General features: G+C 40.3%; 20 protein-coding genes. 6 read left to right on the plus strand and 14 right to left on the minus strand.

Going from position 1 to position 18729, the window contains the following annotated elements; all coding sequences use genetic code 11:
* Positions 1–315 precede the first annotated feature (315 nt).
* On the plus strand, positions 316–879 hold the full coding sequence (locus tag HLH16_RS01620) for a YceI family protein (RefSeq protein ID WP_171528015.1): 564 nt from the start codon (positions 316–318) through the stop codon (positions 877–879).
* A gap of 200 nt (positions 880–1079) precedes the next feature.
* On the opposite strand, the gene HLH16_RS01625 is transcribed toward HLH16_RS01620, so the two are convergent.
* The 5 genes from HLH16_RS01625 to dapD all read right to left on the minus strand — a co-directional run bounded on the left by HLH16_RS01625 (position 1080) and on the right by dapD (position 4482).
* Entirely contained in the window at positions 1080–1538 is a 459-nt protein-coding gene (locus HLH16_RS01625) for a peroxiredoxin (protein ID WP_131286935.1), read from the minus strand.
* Between the two features lie 151 nt (positions 1539–1689).
* On the minus strand, positions 1690–2103 hold the full coding sequence (locus HLH16_RS01630) for a hypothetical protein (protein WP_131286933.1): 414 nt from the start codon (positions 2101–2103) through the stop codon (positions 1690–1692).
* Between the two features lie 14 nt (positions 2104–2117).
* Positions 2118–2789, minus strand: a complete 672-nt coding sequence (queC, locus tag HLH16_RS01635; protein WP_131286931.1) for a 7-cyano-7-deazaguanine synthase QueC — start codon at positions 2787–2789, stop codon at positions 2118–2120.
* 45 nt (positions 2790–2834) lie between these two features.
* Positions 2835–3545 carry a 7-carboxy-7-deazaguanine synthase QueE gene (gene queE / locus HLH16_RS01640; RefSeq protein WP_131286929.1) on the minus strand — a complete coding sequence of 237 codons (711 nt, stop codon included), beginning with the start codon at positions 3543–3545 and terminating at the stop codon, positions 2835–2837.
* A 115-nt stretch (positions 3546–3660) separates the two neighbouring features.
* Entirely contained in the window at positions 3661–4482 is an 822-nt protein-coding gene (gene dapD, locus HLH16_RS01645; RefSeq protein WP_171527982.1) for a 2,3,4,5-tetrahydropyridine-2,6-dicarboxylate N-succinyltransferase, read from the minus strand.
* A gap of 413 nt (positions 4483–4895) precedes the next feature.
* Between dapD and carO the strand changes: the two genes are divergently transcribed.
* Positions 4896–5609, plus strand: a complete 714-nt coding sequence (gene carO / locus HLH16_RS01650; protein ID WP_171527983.1) for an ornithine uptake porin CarO — start codon at positions 4896–4898, stop codon at positions 5607–5609.
* 71 nt (positions 5610–5680) lie between these two features.
* Here the strand turns inward: carO and HLH16_RS01655 are convergent, their stop codons facing one another.
* From HLH16_RS01655 to HLH16_RS01690, 8 genes are all read right to left on the minus strand, one after another.
* Positions 5681–6877, minus strand: a complete 1197-nt coding sequence (locus tag HLH16_RS01655) for an OmpP1/FadL family transporter (RefSeq protein ID WP_171527984.1) — start codon at positions 6875–6877, stop codon at positions 5681–5683.
* Between the two features lie 267 nt (positions 6878–7144).
* Positions 7145–8068, minus strand: a complete 924-nt coding sequence (locus tag HLH16_RS01660) for a CysB family HTH-type transcriptional regulator (protein ID WP_171527985.1) — start codon at positions 8066–8068, stop codon at positions 7145–7147.
* A gap of 54 nt (positions 8069–8122) precedes the next feature.
* The gene (locus tag HLH16_RS01665) at positions 8123–9184 is read right to left on the minus strand and encodes a sulfate/molybdate ABC transporter ATP-binding protein (protein ID WP_171527986.1); all 1062 of its coding nucleotides are present in this window, start codon (positions 9182–9184) and stop codon (positions 8123–8125) included.
* Between the two features lie 11 nt (positions 9185–9195).
* Entirely contained in the window at positions 9196–10089 is an 894-nt protein-coding gene (gene cysW, locus HLH16_RS01670; protein WP_171527987.1) for a sulfate ABC transporter permease subunit CysW, read from the minus strand.
* Positions 10086–10919 (minus strand): sulfate ABC transporter permease subunit CysT, encoded by an 834-nt coding sequence (gene cysT / locus HLH16_RS01675; RefSeq protein ID WP_131286917.1) that lies wholly within the window; start codon positions 10917–10919, stop codon positions 10086–10088. Before cysT ends, cysW begins: the two co-directional genes overlap by 4 nt.
* 84 nt (positions 10920–11003) lie before the next feature.
* Positions 11004–11609, minus strand: coding sequence for an RBBP9/YdeN family alpha/beta hydrolase (locus HLH16_RS01680; RefSeq protein ID WP_171527988.1), 606 nt, complete (start codon positions 11607–11609; stop codon positions 11004–11006).
* Positions 11610–11638: 29 nt separating this feature from the next.
* Positions 11639–12652, minus strand: a complete 1014-nt coding sequence (locus HLH16_RS01685; RefSeq protein ID WP_171527989.1) for a sulfate ABC transporter substrate-binding protein — start codon at positions 12650–12652, stop codon at positions 11639–11641.
* Positions 12653–12829: 177 nt separating this feature from the next.
* On the minus strand, positions 12830–13834 hold the full coding sequence (locus HLH16_RS01690; RefSeq protein ID WP_171527990.1) for a sulfate ABC transporter substrate-binding protein: 1005 nt from the start codon (positions 13832–13834) through the stop codon (positions 12830–12832).
* A 167-nt stretch (positions 13835–14001) separates the two neighbouring features.
* Between HLH16_RS01690 and pabC the strand changes: the two genes are divergently transcribed.
* The 4 genes from pabC (at position 14002) to HLH16_RS01710 (ending at position 16979) form a co-directional block, all read left to right on the plus strand.
* Positions 14002–14814: an aminodeoxychorismate lyase gene (gene pabC, locus HLH16_RS01695; protein WP_171527991.1), complete on the plus strand. Its 813-nt coding sequence runs from the start codon at positions 14002–14004 to the stop codon at positions 14812–14814.
* Position 14815: 1 nt separating this feature from the next.
* Positions 14816–15865, plus strand: a complete 1050-nt coding sequence (gene mltG, locus HLH16_RS01700; protein WP_171527992.1) for an endolytic transglycosylase MltG — start codon at positions 14816–14818, stop codon at positions 15863–15865.
* 3 nt (positions 15866–15868) lie between these two features.
* A complete protein-coding gene (gene tmk / locus HLH16_RS01705; protein WP_171527993.1) occupies positions 15869–16468 on the plus strand; it encodes a dTMP kinase in 600 nt (199 codons plus the stop codon).
* A gap of 94 nt (positions 16469–16562) precedes the next feature.
* On the plus strand, positions 16563–16979 hold the full coding sequence (locus HLH16_RS01710) for a PaaI family thioesterase (RefSeq protein WP_171527994.1): 417 nt from the start codon (positions 16563–16565) through the stop codon (positions 16977–16979).
* Between the two features lie 75 nt (positions 16980–17054).
* Here HLH16_RS01710 and nadB read toward each other — a convergent pair whose 3' ends face one another.
* Complete coding sequence (gene nadB / locus HLH16_RS01715; protein ID WP_171528016.1) at positions 17055–18698, minus strand: L-aspartate oxidase; 1644 nt, start codon at positions 18696–18698, stop codon at positions 17055–17057.
* Positions 18699–18729 lie beyond the last annotated feature (31 nt).

Consider the following 18729-nt stretch of genomic DNA (forward strand, 5'->3'; position numbering starts at 1 on the left):
TCATTTGAATGATTTCTTCTTGGTCTACGTGCCATAAAATACTCCATATATTGATGTTTATAACATCATTTGGGGAGCAAAATATCACTTATAAGTGTTGTTCAAATTTCCTGATCCACCTCTCTATCAAGCCAATTCTTACAGAAAAATTATGTTAAATATTTCTCCATTAGTCATTAATGGTTTTACAAAAACTTCAATAAACTGATATAAAAATAAAAAAAGAAAATTCGAAAACTTAAAACAAATTTAATCTGAGGTTGGATTGTGAATCTAAACCTGATCAATAATAAATCAAAAAAGGTGGATTTAAATTTGAAAGCAACAATAAAAAATGGACTTATTATCGTAGCAACCGGTTTAGCTGTAAGTAGCCAGTCCTTTGCGCAATCATGGATTTTAACCCCTCAAAGTAATGTTGGTTTTGAGATCAAGTCGATGGGGCTTACGGTGGTCAAAGCCAAATTTAATCAAGTTCAATCGAGCATGGAATTTGATACTAAAGCACCGCAAAATGCATCGACACATCTAGTTATGGATGTCGATAGTTTGAGCTTCAATAAACCATTGCTGAGACATCTGATTCTGGGGGAAGACCTATTTTATGCAGAAAAATACAAAACGGTAAGATTTAAAAGTATCCAGTTTAAAGACTTAGGCAATGGTAAATATAATGTTTTAGGACATTTAACTCTACGTGGTGTGACCAAGCCCGTAATTTTTGTAACGACATTTAAACCTAATCTTTCTAATGTCAACTTACTTGATGTCCAAGCTTCTGCAGTGATTAACCGTAGCGATTTTGGTATGAGAAAAGGTATTGGAGGTGTGGGGGAGAAAGTGAATCTTCAGCTTTCGGGCCAATGTGAAACTAACTAAAATTGTATTTGCCAATGTTAAAAAATCTTTTTATAGCTCTTTTTTGATTCGTATGCCGTGATCCACGTTTATTATTGCCCACAATTAAAAATCTAAGGGCAGGGTAAATATAAGATTCTTGGTTGCATAAAAGAGCTCACAAAAAGAAGCAGGATAAAAGCCCGAACTTTTGGGCTTTTATAAATCCAATAACAGTGCCATTAAGCTGCTTGCAGGGCTTTTAAGTCTTCTAGTACTTGTTCTGCATGACCGGCCGCTTTCACTTTACGGTATTCTTTGACTAATTTGCCATTATGGAAAATAAAGGTTGAGCGTTCAATCCCCATGACTTTTTTACCATACATGTTCTTTTCTTTAATCACGTCAAAGAGATTACACAACACTTCTTCTTTGTCACTGATCAGATTAATAGTCAAATTCTGTTTTTCAGTGAAGTTTTGATGGGCTTTCACCGAATCACGTGAAATACCCAGAATCGTGGTATTTAAAGCATCAAACTGATCCTTCAAACAAGAAAAGCCAATCGCTTGCGTGGTACAACCAGGTGTTGAATCCTTCGGATAAAAATACACAATCAGCCATTCTGATGGCATTTCACTCAGGTTGATTTCTCCAGTTGTGGTTGGAAAAATTTGATTAGGCAGGGTAATAGCAGACATAGGTTCATCCTTATCAAGTTGAATTTGTCATATTGATCTTAAATTTATAGGTTTATGATAACGACTTTTGAGCAGTTAATGCAGAACTGATGTTTAATTTTAAAATATAAAAAGCCTGCAATTGCAGGCTTTTTATTCAAGCTAAATTAACTTATTTTTTAGGTTGTTGAGCAGATTTCATTGCTTCTTCAGTTAAGCTTTTAAGCTTGCCTGTAAGTTGCGGACCAAAACAAGCTTGAAGATCTTTATTTTGTTTTTGAACAAAAGCTAAAGTTGCAGGGCTTTTCTTTTGGTTAATGGTACTTTGAATTTCCCATTTTTGAGCATTGGTTAATTTACCGTCAGCTTCAACCGCACAAGTACAGTATTTGCTTACTTCTGCTGCTGATAATTTTTTACTTTTACCTGTTTCATCTTTACAAACATTAATTAAAGCAGATTTTACATTAGTGCTTTTATACGCTTCTTGGAGCTTGTTTGTTTCTGCAGCATTTGAAGCAGTTGCCATGAATGCTACAGCAGAAACTAATGTAGAAAGAATAATGTTTGATTTTAAATTTTTCATGTACTGTTACCCTGTTATGACGGTATATAACGTGTTGGATCTGCAATACCAGCGTCAGCAAAACCCTGTTTACGTAAACGGCAGCTATCACATTTGCCACAAGCACGTCCTTGGTCGTCTGCTTGGTAGCAAGACACCGTTTGACTGTAGTCTACGCCATGTTCTATACCTAAGCGAATAATATTTGCTTTGGATAAATGTAACAGAGGTGTTTCAAATTTAAGAGGTTTACCTTCCACGCCATCTTTAGTTGCCAGGCGAGCCATGCGTTCAAAAGCATCAATAAATTCAGGTCGACAATCAGGATATCCTGAATAATCAACAGCATTGATCCCAATCACAATGGCTTCTGCACCAAAAACTTCTGCTGCCGCGAGCGCATAGGATAGAAATATTGTGTTACGTGCTGGAACATAAGTTACAGGAATGCCTTCTTGTTCATGTTCTGGTACATCAATGCTGTGGTCTGTTAACGCAGAACCACCAAGGTTACCCAAATCAATATTAATGACACGATGTTCTACACCAGCGCGTTGTGTTAATGCTCTAGCCGCATCCAGTTCAGTGGTCGAACGTTGACCATACATAAAACTTAAAGCAATACATTCATAACGTGCTTGCGCCCAAGCCAAACAAGTTGTTGAGTCTAAGCCGCCAGATAACAAAACTATGGCACGAGGGCGCATATTCAAATCTCCAAACAAATATAGGTATTCAAGAACAGAAATAAATTAACGACCGGTTTCATCGTTCCAGAGCAGTTTATGCAACTGCAACTGGAAACGAACAGGGAGATGGTCTTCTAAAATCCATTGTGCTAAATCACGTGCAAGTTGAGGCAAACGGACTGCACCTTTTTCTACCGCAAAAGCAGGTGAGAACCAAACGGTACTGACTTTATCGGTAAGTAGGTATTGTTCAACCTGCTGTTTTGACCATTCATAGTCTTCACGATTACAAATCACAAACTTGATTTGGTCATGCGAAGTTAAATGATCAAGATTACTAAGCAAATTTCGTGCAACTTCACCGGAAGTTGGGGTTTTTAAATCGAGTACTTTAGAAACTCGCGGATCAACCTTAGATACATCTAAAGCGCCACTGGTTTCGAGCGACACTTCACAGCCAAGATCGGCTAAACGTTGCATCAAAGGCAGGGCATTCGGTTGAGCAAGCGGCTCACCGCCAGTCACACAAATATATGGTGTTTTAAAATCAAGTGTTGTTTTAATAATGTCGTCTAAGGATTGACGTTCACCACCTTCAAAAGAATAAGTGGTATCACAATAAGTACAACGTAAAGGGCAACCGGTTAAACGAATAAAAACCGTCGGTAAACCTGCGGCATTGGCTTCACCTTGCAATGAATAGAAAATCTCCGTGATGCGTAAACCCGCAGACGGATCAGAAACAGGAATAGCGGAAGATCGAAGAGTATTCATAACAAAAATTTACCACACCAAAAAACATGAGAGTACAAAAAACAAAAATCTCTACGATCATGTCTGACCGTAGAGATGAGGAACGATTAAAGTTCCGTAACAGACTTAAGACAGATTAGTCTTCGCGTAATAAATCGTTCAAGCTTGTTTTAGCACGAGTTTTCGCGTCAACTTTTTTCACGATAATTGCAGCATAAAGGTTGCAAGTACCATCTTTAGAAGGAAGGCTACCAGAAACTACTACAGAACCTGCAGGAACACGGCCGTAATGGATTTCGCCAGTTTCACGGTCAAAGATTTTAGTCGATTGACCAATGAATACACCCATTGAAATTACAGAACCTTCTTCAACGATCACGCCTTCAACGATTTCAGAACGTGCACCAATGAAGCAGTTGTCTTCAATAATCGTTGGGTTCGCTTGTAATGGTTCAAGAACACCACCAATACCTACACCGCCAGACAAGTGCACATTTTTACCAATTTGCGCACATGAACCCACAGTTGCCCATGTATCAACCATGGTGCCTTCATCAACGTAAGCACCAATATTGACATAAGATGGCATCAATACAACATTTTTCGCTTGGAATGAACCTTTACGTGCAACTGCTGGTGGAACAACACGAACACCTGCTGCTTTAAACTGTTCTTCAGTCCAATCGCCAAACTTAGTATCTACTTTATCGTAGAAACGAAGATCACCAGACTCAATGGTTTTGTTATCATTTAATTTAAAAGATAACAAAACTGCTTTTTTAAGCCACTGGTGAACAATCCATTCACCATCAATTTTTTCAGCCACACGAAGTGTGCCGTTATCTAAACCAGCAATAGCTTGTTCTACAGCACTACGAACTTCAGCAGGGCAATCAGCCGCGGTGAAATTTGCACGATCTTCAAAAGCCTGTTCAATGATTGTTGAAAGCTGAGACATGATCTTCCATTTCCAAAAAAAATTTTCCAAGATTTTACACTATATTGAGACAAGAATAGATGAAAAAGTGACTTTAGATCGGAATTAATTATTAAAGATCTATGAATGGCTCTACTCAACAAAAGCTAAGGAATTTATTTGAGATGTTTGTAAAATATCAGTGCGTTAACACAACGCAAACAATACAGTGAATAATGCAATATTTTATTAAGTTGGATAGATCGATTTAGGCGAATAATATAAAAGTTTCTATAAAAATAATTATTATTAATCAGTGGTAAAAAGCATTTGTATCAAAATTTAACAAAAACCAAGCAAATTTAGAATAAAATTCGAGCAATTAATATTTTATAGTTCTAATTATTAGAAAAGCACTAATGATGAAAATAGCAATTTCTTTGAGGAGATCGACAATGAAAACTTTAAGTACGATTTTAGCAGCAACTGTTTTGACTGCTATCGCAGGAACAGCGATAGCTGATGATGCAGTAGTTCAAGATGGTTATTCATTTGATCGTAATCAGCTTATTCCAACCGGTGTTCGTGCTGAAGTAGGGACAACGGGTTATGGTGGTGCCTTACTTTGGACTGCAAACCCATATGTAGGTTTGGCACTGGGTTATAATGGTGGTGATATCTCTTGGTCTGATGATTTGTCTGTAGACGGCGTAAAATATGACGTTGATATGGATAACAAACTTGCATATTTAAATGCAGAAATTCGTCCTTGGGGTGCCAGTGAAAATCGCTGGGCACAAGCTTTATATATGGCTGCGGGTGTAGGTTATCTAGATAATGAATACGAGCTAAACTCTAGAACTGGCTCAGGTATAATTAAAATCGATGGCACTTCAACAAACTTTACTTCAGTAAATGGTAAAGTGGCATATGAAAATGATATTGCTCCATATCTAGGTTTAGGTTTCGCTCCAAAAATTAACAAAAACTGGGGTGTGTTTGGTGAAGTCGGTGCTTACTATACTGGCAATCCAAAAGCGAGCTTAACTGGTGTGGGGGGTACAGATCCAGACCAAGCTTTATTAGCTGAACATGAACGTAATATTGAAAATGATGATGAATACCAATGGTTACCAGTCGGTAAAGTGGGCGTAAGCTATCACTGGTAATTTAAAGTTAGCATCCTTTAAAAAACGAGTTCCGGCTCGTTTTTTTGTTTTTATAGATTAAATAATTTTAGTTAAAAGCGATAACCTGCTTTGACCCCATAAGCGACTGCATTGTTATTGTTTACCGAAGATAAAGGCCCAAATAAATTGCCTGAACCATTTTGAACTTGCTGAATTTTTGCTTTATTCAGCTTTAAGTATTTCATACCGGCAGCAATAAATAAATGAGAGTGAATATTATAAAAACCACCTACACCAAAACTATAAAAACCATCTGAAGGACTTAAGGTAGAAGCAGGATTACCGGTACCGCTATCTCGTCCTATATCGGTCATCAATGTCCATTTGTCATTCAGTATATGCGCCAGACCTAAAGTTGTGCTCCATTGATCTGTTTGATAATTCACTAAAGGAACAAGTGTAGCGTTACCTGAACTCATCAAGGGAGAAACAATTTTAAAATTCTGCCAATTGACCCAACGCACTGATCCATAAATTAAATTATTGGCTGTTATGCCAGATTGAAACTCAAGGTTGACCGATTGAGGTGTTTCTATAGTCGTGTTTTGGTCGGAAGCTAAATTGAGTAAAGGGATAACTGGAACTGTGCTGACTTGTTCCTGAAAGTGTTGTTTATGTCGAATTTTAGAACGATAAGTCAGTGAGGTTTTAAGGGCATATTCTGGTCGTTGATAACTAACGCCAGTAAGCCAACCACTCGCGGAATCTTTTTTTATCTCCCCCATATAATCAGCCAGTATGCCCATCGATTGACCGGAAATTTTCAAATGCATTTTTAAGCTTTGATAACTTAAGCCGGTATATATGTTCCAAGATTGATTTGGCTGATAGCCGACAAGAGCCGTGAGATTGTTGCTATCCACTTTAAAGCCGACAGCATTGACTAAATCATCCAGACTCGTGGCAACAGGATCTAAAGCGTAATTGACATCGGCACCAAAAGGTTGGTCATAAATCAGACCTGCGGACCAATTGGAATCCAGTTGTAATTTTAAGGCCGCGCTAGATAGATAAAAGTGATTCACAAAATTTTGGGTAGAGGTTTCTGTATATATTGATGGATTATTGGCTTCAGGGCGGTAAGTATTCCCAGAAATATTGGCATCAACAAATGCGGTTGAAAATTCAGCGTAATGGTTTGGTTGTAAAAATGTCGCAATGCTTTGGTTTGAAGTTTCAAGGGCTGCGGAAAATACTTGTGTAGGCAAAAAAATGCACAGAGTTATGCTAGATGCCGTAGCTTTCATAAATAACCCCAAATTAAATCATGACTTCGCTTATATATTTTGTGTGTAAAACCTGATGACACACTATGTAATTGAATTTTTTTATTCAGTGGGTGTACTTTATGTCGTTTTATTGAGGATGAGCAAGCCTAATTTTAAGATTATTTATACTTTAATTTTTGAATGGATAAATTTTTTATATTGCTGATCAGTAAAATAATAGAAAGGTGAGTTAAAATGAAAAAAGGGATATTGTGATATCCCTAATCTAAATAATTATGTGATTGTTTAATCTTCTGGGTAAGCCACTCGTTTCAGTGCTTTAATGTCTGCTTCTGGTGAGCAGAGTGAAATAAACTCATAACCATAGCCACGAAGTAAATGACCTTTACGTACTGCAATCCAAGTGGTATTTACGCCAAAAATATCGGTTGGAATCTGCTTTAAACGGTAGTCACGTTCTGCGTCATAAGCCACATTGTTGACAATACCGACGCCCATATTCAGTTCAACATAGGTTTTGATGACATCGGCATCGAGTGCTGACATCACAATATCCACATCAATTCCTGCCTCTTCAAAGGCTTTATCAATTTTTGAACGACCTGTGAAACCGCCATGATAAGTAATAAGCGGATATTGCGCCAAGTCTTCTAGAGTAATATCTGTTTTGTTCGCCAGTGGATGGTTTTGTGGCGTGATAATGCTGTGTTGCCAAGTATAAAAAGGCACACTTGCAAGGTTATCTTCAGTGGTTAAAGATTCGGTTGCAATACCAATATCGGCTTCGCCTTGAAGTAACATCTCCGTAATTTCAACCGGACTTGCCTGTTGCAAAATCAAATGTACTTTTGGAAATTCTTTTTTAAATTGGTTCACAATCGGCGGTAACACATAACGGGCTTGTGTATGTGTGGTTGCAATGGTGAGTGTACCTTCATCGACGCGGTTAAAGTCATCTGCAAGACGTTTAATATTGTCTGCATCGACCAGCATACGTTCTACGATCCCCAGTAAAGACTGGCCCGGCTCAGTTAAACCCAATAAACGTTTACCTTTGCGGATAAACAACTGTACACCCAGTTCATCCTCTAAATCTTTAATGTGTTTACTCACACCTGATTGCGATGTGTAAAGTGCTGCTGAAGCTTCAGTTAAATTAAAGTTTTGTCTAACGGTTTCTCGAATAATTCTTAATTGTTGGAAATTCATAATTCTTTGTACCTTAAAAGGGGATGGGGCTTTTTTTGCCCCATCTATTTGTTCTTAAGCGACGTCATTGGCAAATAAATGTAATGTAGTTGGGCTTAACCACACAGTTTGATTCGGTTTAAATTGATGTAATTTCGCTTCTTCAGAGCTAAGCGAAATTTCAATTAAATTGCCTTGGCGATCCTGAAGTTCTGCAAGCACTTTACCGGCAATCCAGATTTCACGTAAGAAAGTGGCTTGAATGGCATTTTCTTGTGGAGTGGCATGAATGCTGAGTTCGTTTGGACGCGCAAAGGCAACAATTTCACCTTGTGGTGCATCTTTCACTTGTGGCAATTGAATGCGGTCTTCGCCAAGATGGATGATACCTTGCTGATTTTGACCTTCGAAACGATTGGCCTGACCCAGGAAGTCGAAAACAAACGGTGTTGCCGGTTTTTCATAAACTTCACGTGGTGAACCAATCTGCTCTACATTGCCTTTGTTCATCACGATAATTTGATCCGCCACTTCTAAGGCTTCTTCCTGATCGTGGGTGACAAAAATAGAGGTGATATGTAATTCATCATGCAAGGTCCGTAACCAGCGGCGCAGTTCTTTACGTACTTTGGCATCGAGTGCACCAAACGGTTCATCTAGCAACAACACGCGAGGCTCAACAGCAAGTGCACGCGCCAATGCAATACGTTGACGCTGACCACCAGACAACTGAGCCGGGAAACGATCCGCCAAGAAACCCAATTGAACCAAATCGAGTAAACGGGTGACACGTTTTTTGATTTCCGCTTCAGAGGGGCGGGTCGAGCGTGGACGAACACGCAGACCAAAAGCAATATTGTCAAATACAGTCATGTGACGGAACAAAGCATAATGCTGGAATACAAAACCCACTTGACGTTCACGAACGTGCACATCGGTGGCATCTTCACCTTCAAGAATCACTTGACCACCATCAGCCGATTCTAAGCCAGCGATGATGCGAAGCAGGGTGGTTTTACCGCAGCCTGATGGACCCAATAATGCCACCAGCTGACCATCTGGAAAGTCCAGTGAGATGTTTTTAAGTGCATGGAATGCACCAAAGTGTTTTTCAATATTTTTAACTTGAATACTCATGATGTCATTCCTTAAGAAACTTGTGAATCTTCATTACGTTTGTTTTGCTTTTCTTGGCGTATTTCAACCCATGTTTTTAAAATCAGGGTCACAATGGCAAGTAAAGCCAACAGCGAGGACACCGCAAACGCAGCACTAAAGGTATATTCGTTGTAAAGAATTTCGACGTGTAACGGTAAAGTATTGGTTTCACCACGAATGTGACCGGACACCACCGATACTGCACCGAATTCACCCATCGCACGGGCATTACACAGAATCACACCGTAAATCAGACCCCATTTAATATTCGGTAAGGTCACTTTACAGAAAGTTTGCCAGCCTGAAGCACCGAGTACAATCGCGGCTTCTTCTTCTTCAGTGCCTTGCGCTTCCATTAACGGAATCAATTCACGAGCCACAAAAGGAACGGTAATAAAGATGGTTGCAAGTACAATGGCAGGCACGGCATACAACACTTTGATGTCGTGATCCATTAGCCAGTTGCCCATCCAGCCTTGAGTACCAAAAATCAGTACCAGCATCATACCTGCGATAACAGGCGATACAGAGAAGGGGATGTCAATAATGGTGGTTAAAATAGATTTACCACGGAAGTTGAATTTCGCAACAGACCAGGCAGCTGCGACACCAAACACCACGTTTAATGGCACGGCAATGGCAGCGGTCAATAAAGTCAATTTTACTGCAGATAGAGTATCTGGATTGATCAAGGCTTGGAAGTAAACCGCAACACCTTGTTTAAAGGCTTCAACAAAGACCAGAATTAAAGGCAGGATCAGGCAGCTTAAGAAAAAGATCAGCGCAATCGTAATCAGAAGATTACGTACCCAGGTCGGTTCACGGGTTGCATCACGAGATTGCAGTTTTTCCGCTAAAGCATTGCTATTGGTGATTAAGCTCATGGTGCAGTTCTCCCTGTACGGCGGCTTGCCCACGCTTGTAGCAAGTTAATCAGGAATAAGATCGCAAAAGAAATTAACAACATCACTACCGCAATCGTGGTTGCACCTGCGTAATCATATTCTTCTAAACGAGAAATAATCATCAGTGGCGCAATTTCAGTTTCATAGGGCTGGTTACCTGCGATAAAGATGACGGAACCATATTCACCTACACCACGTGCAAATGCCAATGCAAAACCAGTCAGTAGTGCAGGAAACAAAATCGGCAAAATGATTTTGGTGATAATCTGAAAACGATTGGCACCGAGTGCTGAAGCTGCTTCTTCCAGTTCGGTTTCCAGGTCACTTAGCACAGGTTGTACCGTACGTACCACGAAGGGTAAGCCAATAAAAATCAGCGCAAGCGTGATCCCGATTGGGGTATACGCCACTTTAATACCAATTGGTTCTAGGTACTGACCAATCCAGCCTGTAGGTGCATATAAAGAAGTCAGTGCAATACCTGCGACTGCTGTTGGCAGAGCAAAGGGTAAATCCACTAAAGCATCAATAATTCGTTTGCCAGGAAAGCTGTAACGAACCAAGCACCAAGCCAGTAACAAGCCAAATACCACATTGACTAAGGCTGCAATGAGTGCGGCACTAAAACTTAACTGCAAAGATTTTAGGATACGTTCTGAACTTAAAATTTCCCATAAACCATCCCAGCCAATGCCCAGTGATTTAATAAACACTGCAGATAAAGGAATAAGAACAATTAATGACAAATACGCTAGGGTAAAGCCTAGAGAAAGACCAAATCCTGGCAGCACTCGGGATCGCTGCGACATGATTACTCCTCAAAAGAGAAAATGCTGACCAATAAAGTCAGCAAAAATAAAAATTTAATTCGGCACAAGCATAATTTGCAGACTTTAAATTGCAAATTTAAAATAACACTTGCTCTCATCAGAAAAATTGATATGTTGCAGTACATTTTCTGAAATCAGATAATCATAAATTTCAGGAAATGGACCAAAACCGGAAGCAACATTAATATGTCCGACTTGACCCAGATTAATTGGATTGAGTTTCCATGCTTGGGCCAAGCATTGGGCATCTTCAAAATTTAACCAAGGGTCATTTTCACTAATCAGTAAAGTGGTCGGAACCGCAATTTTTAACTGATGAAAATAACGTTGATAATCTTGCTGGCTATCACGTGCAAAGCCAGCTTCACCAAAACGTGCAGGATTCGCCGGTGCAACCAAAATCAAATTTTTAATTTTTTGATTTAATTCCGGATGCTGAGCGAGTGCTGCAACAGTAGTTAGGCAACCAAAACTATGCGCCACGATTTGAATATGACCTTGAATCGGGCGAATGGTATTTACAAATTCGCTGATCCAGTTTTCAAGGACCGGATTATTCCAATCCTGCTGCTGTACACGAGAGCATGACATGAGTTGTCGTTGTAACCAGGATTGCCAATGCGCAGGTTCACTGCCCCCTACGCCTGGAACAATTACGGTATGAATCATGTCGATGCTCCTCTATCTTTCCAGCACGATTATTTCGCGCTATTGGCTTTTACGATTTGGTCAAAGATGCCACCATTTTCAAAGTGCGCTTTCTGAACTTTATCCCAATCAGCAAATTCCTGCTCAATGGTGACTAGTTTAAGTGGCTTGAATACATTGCTGTATTTTGTTAACACTTTTGCGTTACGTGGACGGTAGAAGTTACGTGCTGAAATCTCTTGCCCCAATGGTGAATACAAGAAGTTCAAGTAACCTTGCGCCAAGTATTTGTTGCCTTTTTTCTCAGCATTTTTTTCTAGGATCGCAACAGGTGGCTCAGCCAGAATAGACAAGCTAGGCGTTACGATTTCGAATTTACCGGGCTGTTCACGAAGCGCTAAGTGCGCTTCATTTTCCCATGCCAGTAATACATCACCGATACCGCGTTCAGCAAATGTTGTAGTTGCGCCACGTGCGCCAGAGTCGAGTACTTTGGTGTTTTTGTAAATTTTACGCACGAATTCTTGAGCTGTTTTGTCGTTACCACCGGTCTGGTGTTTTGCCCAAGCCCAAGCTGCTAAATAGTTCCAGCGTGCACCGCCAGACGTTTTAGGGTTGGGAGTGATAATGCCTACCCCGGGTTTAACCAAGTCGCCCCAGTCTTTTAGACCTTTAGGGTTGCCTTTACGTACCAGAAACACGATTGTAGATGTATAAGGTGTTGAGTTTTGAGGAAGTTTCTTTTGCCAGTCAGCAGGAAGCAGTTTTGTTTTTTGTTCAATGACATCAATATCAGCAGCAAGAGCAAGCGTTACGATATCCGCATCTAAACCATCAATCACCGCACGGGCTTGTTTACCCGAACCACCGTGAGATTGCTTGAAGTTGATTTTTTGACCGGTACGGCTTTCCCAGTATTTGCCAAACTGTTTATTGACATCTTCATAAAGTTCACGGGTTGGATCATAAGAGACATTCAAAAAGTCTTTTGCCAGAGCGCTAAAAGATGTTGCAGAGATCACTGCTGCTAAAACCCCTAACTTTAATTTTGCTGAAATGCTCATGCCAACCTCAATATTCTTAACTGTTTTGTAACATGAATGCAGAATAGCGCCATTCTTTATGCATAAAAAATAATAAAAAATGAATTTTATATGAATAAAAGAGATAAATTGAACTTATTCTGGATCCAAAGCATTGGCCTTATCAATAAAGTCAATGCTGCTCTTGATCTTCTAGGATTATTTGGTGCTATTTGCTTTCACGATCTGGTCGAAAATGCCGCCATTTTCAAAGTGAGCTTTTTGCACTTTAGTCCAGCCACCGAATTCCTTGTCAATCGTCACCAGTTTCAAAGGTTTGAATACGGATTTGTATTTTGCCAAGACAGTGGCATTGCGCGGACGATAGAAGTTTTTAGCTGCAACGGTTTGACCTGCAGGGGAATAGAGGTAGTTTAAGTAAGCTTTAGCCACAGTGAGATTGCCATCTTTCTGTGCATTCTTTTCAACAATGGCCACTGGCGGTTCTGCCAAAATAGACAATGATGGCGTGATGATTTCAAACTTGCCCGGCTGTTCACGAATCGCTAAGTGCGCTTCGTTTTCCCACGCCAGCAATACATCACCAATGCCGCGCTCAGCAAATGTTGTGGTTGCACCACGTGCGCCAGAGTCTAGTACTTTGGTATTTTTATAGATTTTACGTACAAATTCTTGCGCTTTTGCATCGTTGCCGCCTGCTTGGTGTTTCGCCCAAGCCCAAGCTGCTAAATAGTTCCAGCGTGCACCGCCAGAAGTTTTAGGATTCGGGGTAATAATGCCCACATTTGTTTTAACCAAATCTCCCCAGTCTTTAATGCCTTTCGGGTTGCCTTTATGTACTAAAAATACGATGGTTGATGTATAGGGTGTAGAGTTATTGGGAAACTTTTTCTGCCAGTCTTTTGGCAGCAGATTTGAGTTTTCTGCAATGGCATCAATGTCTGCGGCCAATGCTAAAGTTACGACGTCTGCATCCAGGCCATCAATGACTGAACGTGCCTGTTTGCCGGAACCGCCGTGTGATTGTTTGAAGGTGAGCTCTTGACCTGTAGACTTCTTCCAGTAGGCACCAAACTCTTTATTATAGTTTTCATACAATTCACGGGTTGGATCGTAAGAAACGTTTAAAAAGTCTTTTGCAAGCGCACTAAAAGACGTTGCTGAAATAAGTGCTGTTAAAACCCCGATTTTTAGTGAGCGCATTTTTGCTATCCTTTACATTTAAATTATTTATGTTTTGTACAAGGCGGAGAATAGCGTTATCTATCAGGGTGAAAAAATAATAAGAAACGAATTTGATATGAATAAAACTGCTATCAATTCAGCGCCGCTATTTTTAAACTAAGTCATCATTCACAGGATGTTTGCATATGCCATGTTTTAAAAATGCACAGGAAATAAACGAAATTTCATTATTGGATCGTGCTTTCCATTATGGTGATGGCTGTTTTACGACTGCGCGTGTTCGGCATGGCAAAATTGAGCTTGAAAACTTGCATATGGCGCGGCTACATCTAAGTTGTGAAAAACTTTTATTGAAAGCAGATTTAAGCTTGATTCAAAAAAGCTTGGCTTTATTACAGCAGCAATTTCTGGAAGTGAATGGCACGTTTAAAATTATCATTAGTCGTGGTGAAGGGCAGCGCGGATATAGCTTGCCTGATCATCCGGCAGATGTATGGGTATTTTTTTATCCCAAAGTGGTTGATGATTTTCAAGTTGAAAAAATAAAATCGGGTATACTGCAACAGGCATTGGGACTGACCATGCCCAGCCTGGTCGGTTTAAAAAGCCTGAATCGTTTGGAACAGGTATTATTAAAAAATGAGGCTGACCAGCGGGGATGGGTCGAAGCACTGGTGACTGATGTGCAAGGCACTGTTGTTGAAGGAGTAAGCAGTAATTGTTTCATTCGTTTAAACAATACATGGATTACCCCAGAACTTCGTTATAATGGCGTCCATGGTGTAATGCGGACAGAAATTTTATCTCGTATGCAGCAGAAAGGTATTCATTGCGAACAGCGTTTTATTGATATGGAAGAAATTTCAAAATTTGAAAGTCTGTTTTTCTGCAATGCCTTAAGTCCAATGAAAGTTGTGACTGAACTTAATCAGCAAGCTTTGAATGTTCAAGCATGTATTGAACTGTTTAATATCCTTCAATTGACTCAGATTCGTTAATATGTCCAGCACAAACAAAAACTCAAAAAAGAAAGCCACAAAAGTATTTCCATTGAAAGGTTTCGTCGTTCTATTCATGGGTTTCGTGGTCATGGCTTCAGTCATCTTATGGTCAAGCTTATTTAAGGCTTATCCTGTCGAAGGTGAAAAGCAGCTGCTGGCGATCGGAACAGGTGATACCTATTCAGGCTTTATTAATCGTTTAGCCAAAGAAGATAAAGTCAGTTTCCCGATTATATTAAAGTTTTATCAAAAGTTTATCATTCATGACACTATGAAAGCCGGTGTGTATGAAGTGCGTCAGGGCATGACGATTCGTCAAGTGATGGATATGCTCGCGAATTCTGAAAATGCACAAATGAATCGCATTCTGGTGATTGAAGGTACGACCTTTAAGCAGTTAATTGAACTTTTAAAGAAAGATGATTTAGTCACCAAAGAAGTGTTGAATCTTCCGCAAGATCAAATGCTGCAAGCGTTGAATATTCCGTTTAATCATCCTGAAGGTCTGTTTGCACCGGATACCTATTTCTTTGCCAAAGGCGAAACAGATAAAAAGATTCTGACAGATTTGTATAACCGTCAAATGAAATCTTTGGACGAAGCATGGGCAAATCGCGCCTCTGGCCTACCTTATAAAGATAAATATGAGGCCTTGATTATGGCTTCAATTGTTGAAAAAGAAACCAGTCTCGATCGTGAACTGGAACAAGTTTCTGGTGTATTTGTGCGCCGTTTGAAAATGGGGATGCGTCTGCAAACTGACCCAACCGTGATTTATGGTATGGGAGATAATTATAAAGGCAATATCACCCGTACAGATTTGCGTACCCCGACTGCCTATAATACCTATACCAACAGTGGTTTACCGCCAACACCTATTGCCTTACCAAGTCAAAAAGCAATTGAAGCAGCGATGCATCCAGATGCATCAAACAATATTTATTTTGTCGCAACCGGTAATGGTGGACATAAATTTACGGCAAGTTTGGATGAGCATAATCGTGCAGTGCAGGATTACTTGTCTGTTTTAAAATCGAAGCAGGAGTGATGGATGTTTATTAGTTTTGAAGGCACTGAAGGTGTCGGGAAAACCACACTCATTCGTAAAATTTATGACTATTTAGCGCAGCAAGGTCATGAAGTAGTCTTGACTCGTGAACCGGGCGGCACCCCAATGGCAGAGCAAATCCGTTCGCTACTGTTGTCGGTTAATCATGAAGAAAGCATGGCCCATGATACTGAACTGCTGTTAATGTATGCAGCACGTGCGCAACATTTACAACAAGTCATTGTGCCTGCATTGACTGCAGGTAAAACAGTCCTTTGTGACCGTTTTACTGATGCCAGTTTTGCCTATCAGTGTGCGGGGCGTGGCTTAAGTAAAGAAAAATTACAGTTATTGAATGCAAATTTTGTCTCACATATGCCAAATATCACGTTTTGGCTGGATGCACCGACTGAACTGGGCATGTCACGTGCACGTGAACGTGGCGCACTGGATCGCTTTGAACAGGAGAAAGCTGCTTTCTTTGAGAAAGTACGTTCAGGTTATCAGGAACTTTGGGAACAACAGGGTGAACGGATTAAGCGTCTAGATGCCACTCAGACACCAGATCAGGTGTTTGAACAGGCTGCATCTTATCTGAAATAACTTTTTAAGATTGAAACAAAGATCAAAAAGATCAGTGCTTAAGGTGAGTTATTCTTTTATATTCAGCATTATCAGGGATGAAGATAAAGCATAAATGAAAAGTACCAAAGCAGAAATTATTTCTTTTTTACAGGCTGAATTTCCACAAAGTCTGGAAAAATGCGAAATAGAAACAGTGACTGAAAAAGCTGCATCCATTATTTATCATGTGGGTGCTGCTGATTTAAGACCGGGTGGAACGGTATCTGGACCGACCATGATGACCGCTGCTGATTATGCGCTTTATATTGCGATACTAGGCGAGATCGGCATTGTCGCGTTGGCTGTTACGACCAATTTATCCATCAATTTTTTAAGAAAGCCTACAGCAGAACAGGATATTCGTGCGGTTTGTCGATTAATGAAAGTCGGCAAGGCACTGATAGTCGGGGATGTATGGTTATATTCTATGGATACGGAAGAACCGATTGCGCATGCTGTAAGCACCTATTCCATACCACCTCAACGATAAATAATAAATGTTATGCAGTATTAAAAAGCCGAACAGAGATGTTCGGCTTTTTATTGTTTTTACAACTTTTAAAAACTAGGCTTCAGCATTGACCAATGGTGTTTCCACTTGAAAGCTAGGTGGAATTAGGATGGTTTTACGCAGTTCAGGTCCAAGCTCAGGATAATCCAGGGTGTAATGCAAACCTCGTGATTCCTTACGTTCCATCGCACAGCGCACAATCATCTCGGAAACCAAGACCAGATTACGCAGTTCAATCAGGTTTTTGCTGACTTGGTAATCCTGATAATACTCGGTAATTTCCCGTTTCAGCATTTCAATACGGTGTAAGGCGCGTTCCAAACGTTTGGTGGTTCGCACAATCCCGACATAGTTCCACATGGTTTGACGCAGTTCATCCCAGTTTTGCAAAATCACTACATCTTCATCAGGATTCATTACCTGAGAATCATCCCAAGCCGGTACATCTGGATAAATATAACTGGTATTGAACTGACTTTCGATATGTTTTGCAGCACTCATTCCATAGACAAAACATTCTAAAAGTGAGTTACTGGCCATTCGGTTAGCACCATGTAAACCCGTATAAGAGGTTTCACCAATGGCATAGAGTCCTTCAATGTCGGTCTGGCTATTTTCATCGACCATCACGCCGCCACAAGTATAGTGAGCTGCAGGAACTACAGGAATCATGTCCTTGGTAATGTCGATGCCCAATTCTAACAAGCGCGCATAAAGGGTCGGGAAGTGCTCTTTAATAAACGCTTCATCTTTATGGGTAATGTCGAGCCAGACATGACGAATCCCTAAGCGCTTAATTTCATAGTCAATGGCACGTGCCACAATATCCCGTGGCGCCAGTTCAGCACGTTCGTCAAAACCCAACATAAAACGTTCACCATCGGGTAAACGTAAATAAGCGCCTTCACCACGCATGGCTTCAGTAATTAAAAATGAACGCGCTTGAGGATGATAAAGACAGGTTGGATGGAACTGGTTAAATTCCATATTGGCAACGCGGCAACCGGCACGATAGGCCATGGCAATACCATCACCGGTCGCAATATCGGGATTGGATGTATACAAATAGGCTTTCATTGCCCCACCACACGCCAGAGCGGTAGAAGGTGCTAAAAAGGTATGTACTTTTTCAGTTTTTTCATCCAGCGCATATAACCCAAGAGCACGATTGCCTTGATCTTTTAGCCCTAATTTTTGCGAAGTAATTAAATCAATCGCAATATAATTTTCAAAAATAGTGATGTTGTGTTTTTCTTGGGCGCGTTCAACCAACGTGGTTGAAATGGCACGACCGGTTGCATCTGCGGCATGAATAATACGTCGCTGTGAATGCCCGCCTTCACGGGTTAAATGCAGTTGTTCTTGCTCATCTAAGGTGAATTGCACACCATGCTTTAAAAGGAAATCAACTGAAGGTTTACCACCTTCTACTGTCTGTTTTACCGCCTCAATCTCACAAAGTTGTGCGCCTGCAATCATGGTGTCATCAATGTGCTGTTCAATTGAGTCGGTTTCATCCAGAACAGCTGCGACACCGCCTTGCGCATAAAAAGTACTGGCATCTGTCAAGGTCGATTTTGCCAAAACTGCAATATTGAAATGATCGGGTAGCGATAAAGCCAGACTTAAACCTGCACCGCCACTTCCCACAATGATCACATCAAAATGATGCGTTGTGTTTAAATTAGACATGTCAATCAGCTAATTCGAAAAAAAGTTCGCTAATAAC

It is taken from the genome of Acinetobacter sp. ANC 5378, from assembly GCF_013004315.1.
Classification (GTDB): Bacteria; Pseudomonadota; Gammaproteobacteria; order Pseudomonadales; family Moraxellaceae; genus Acinetobacter.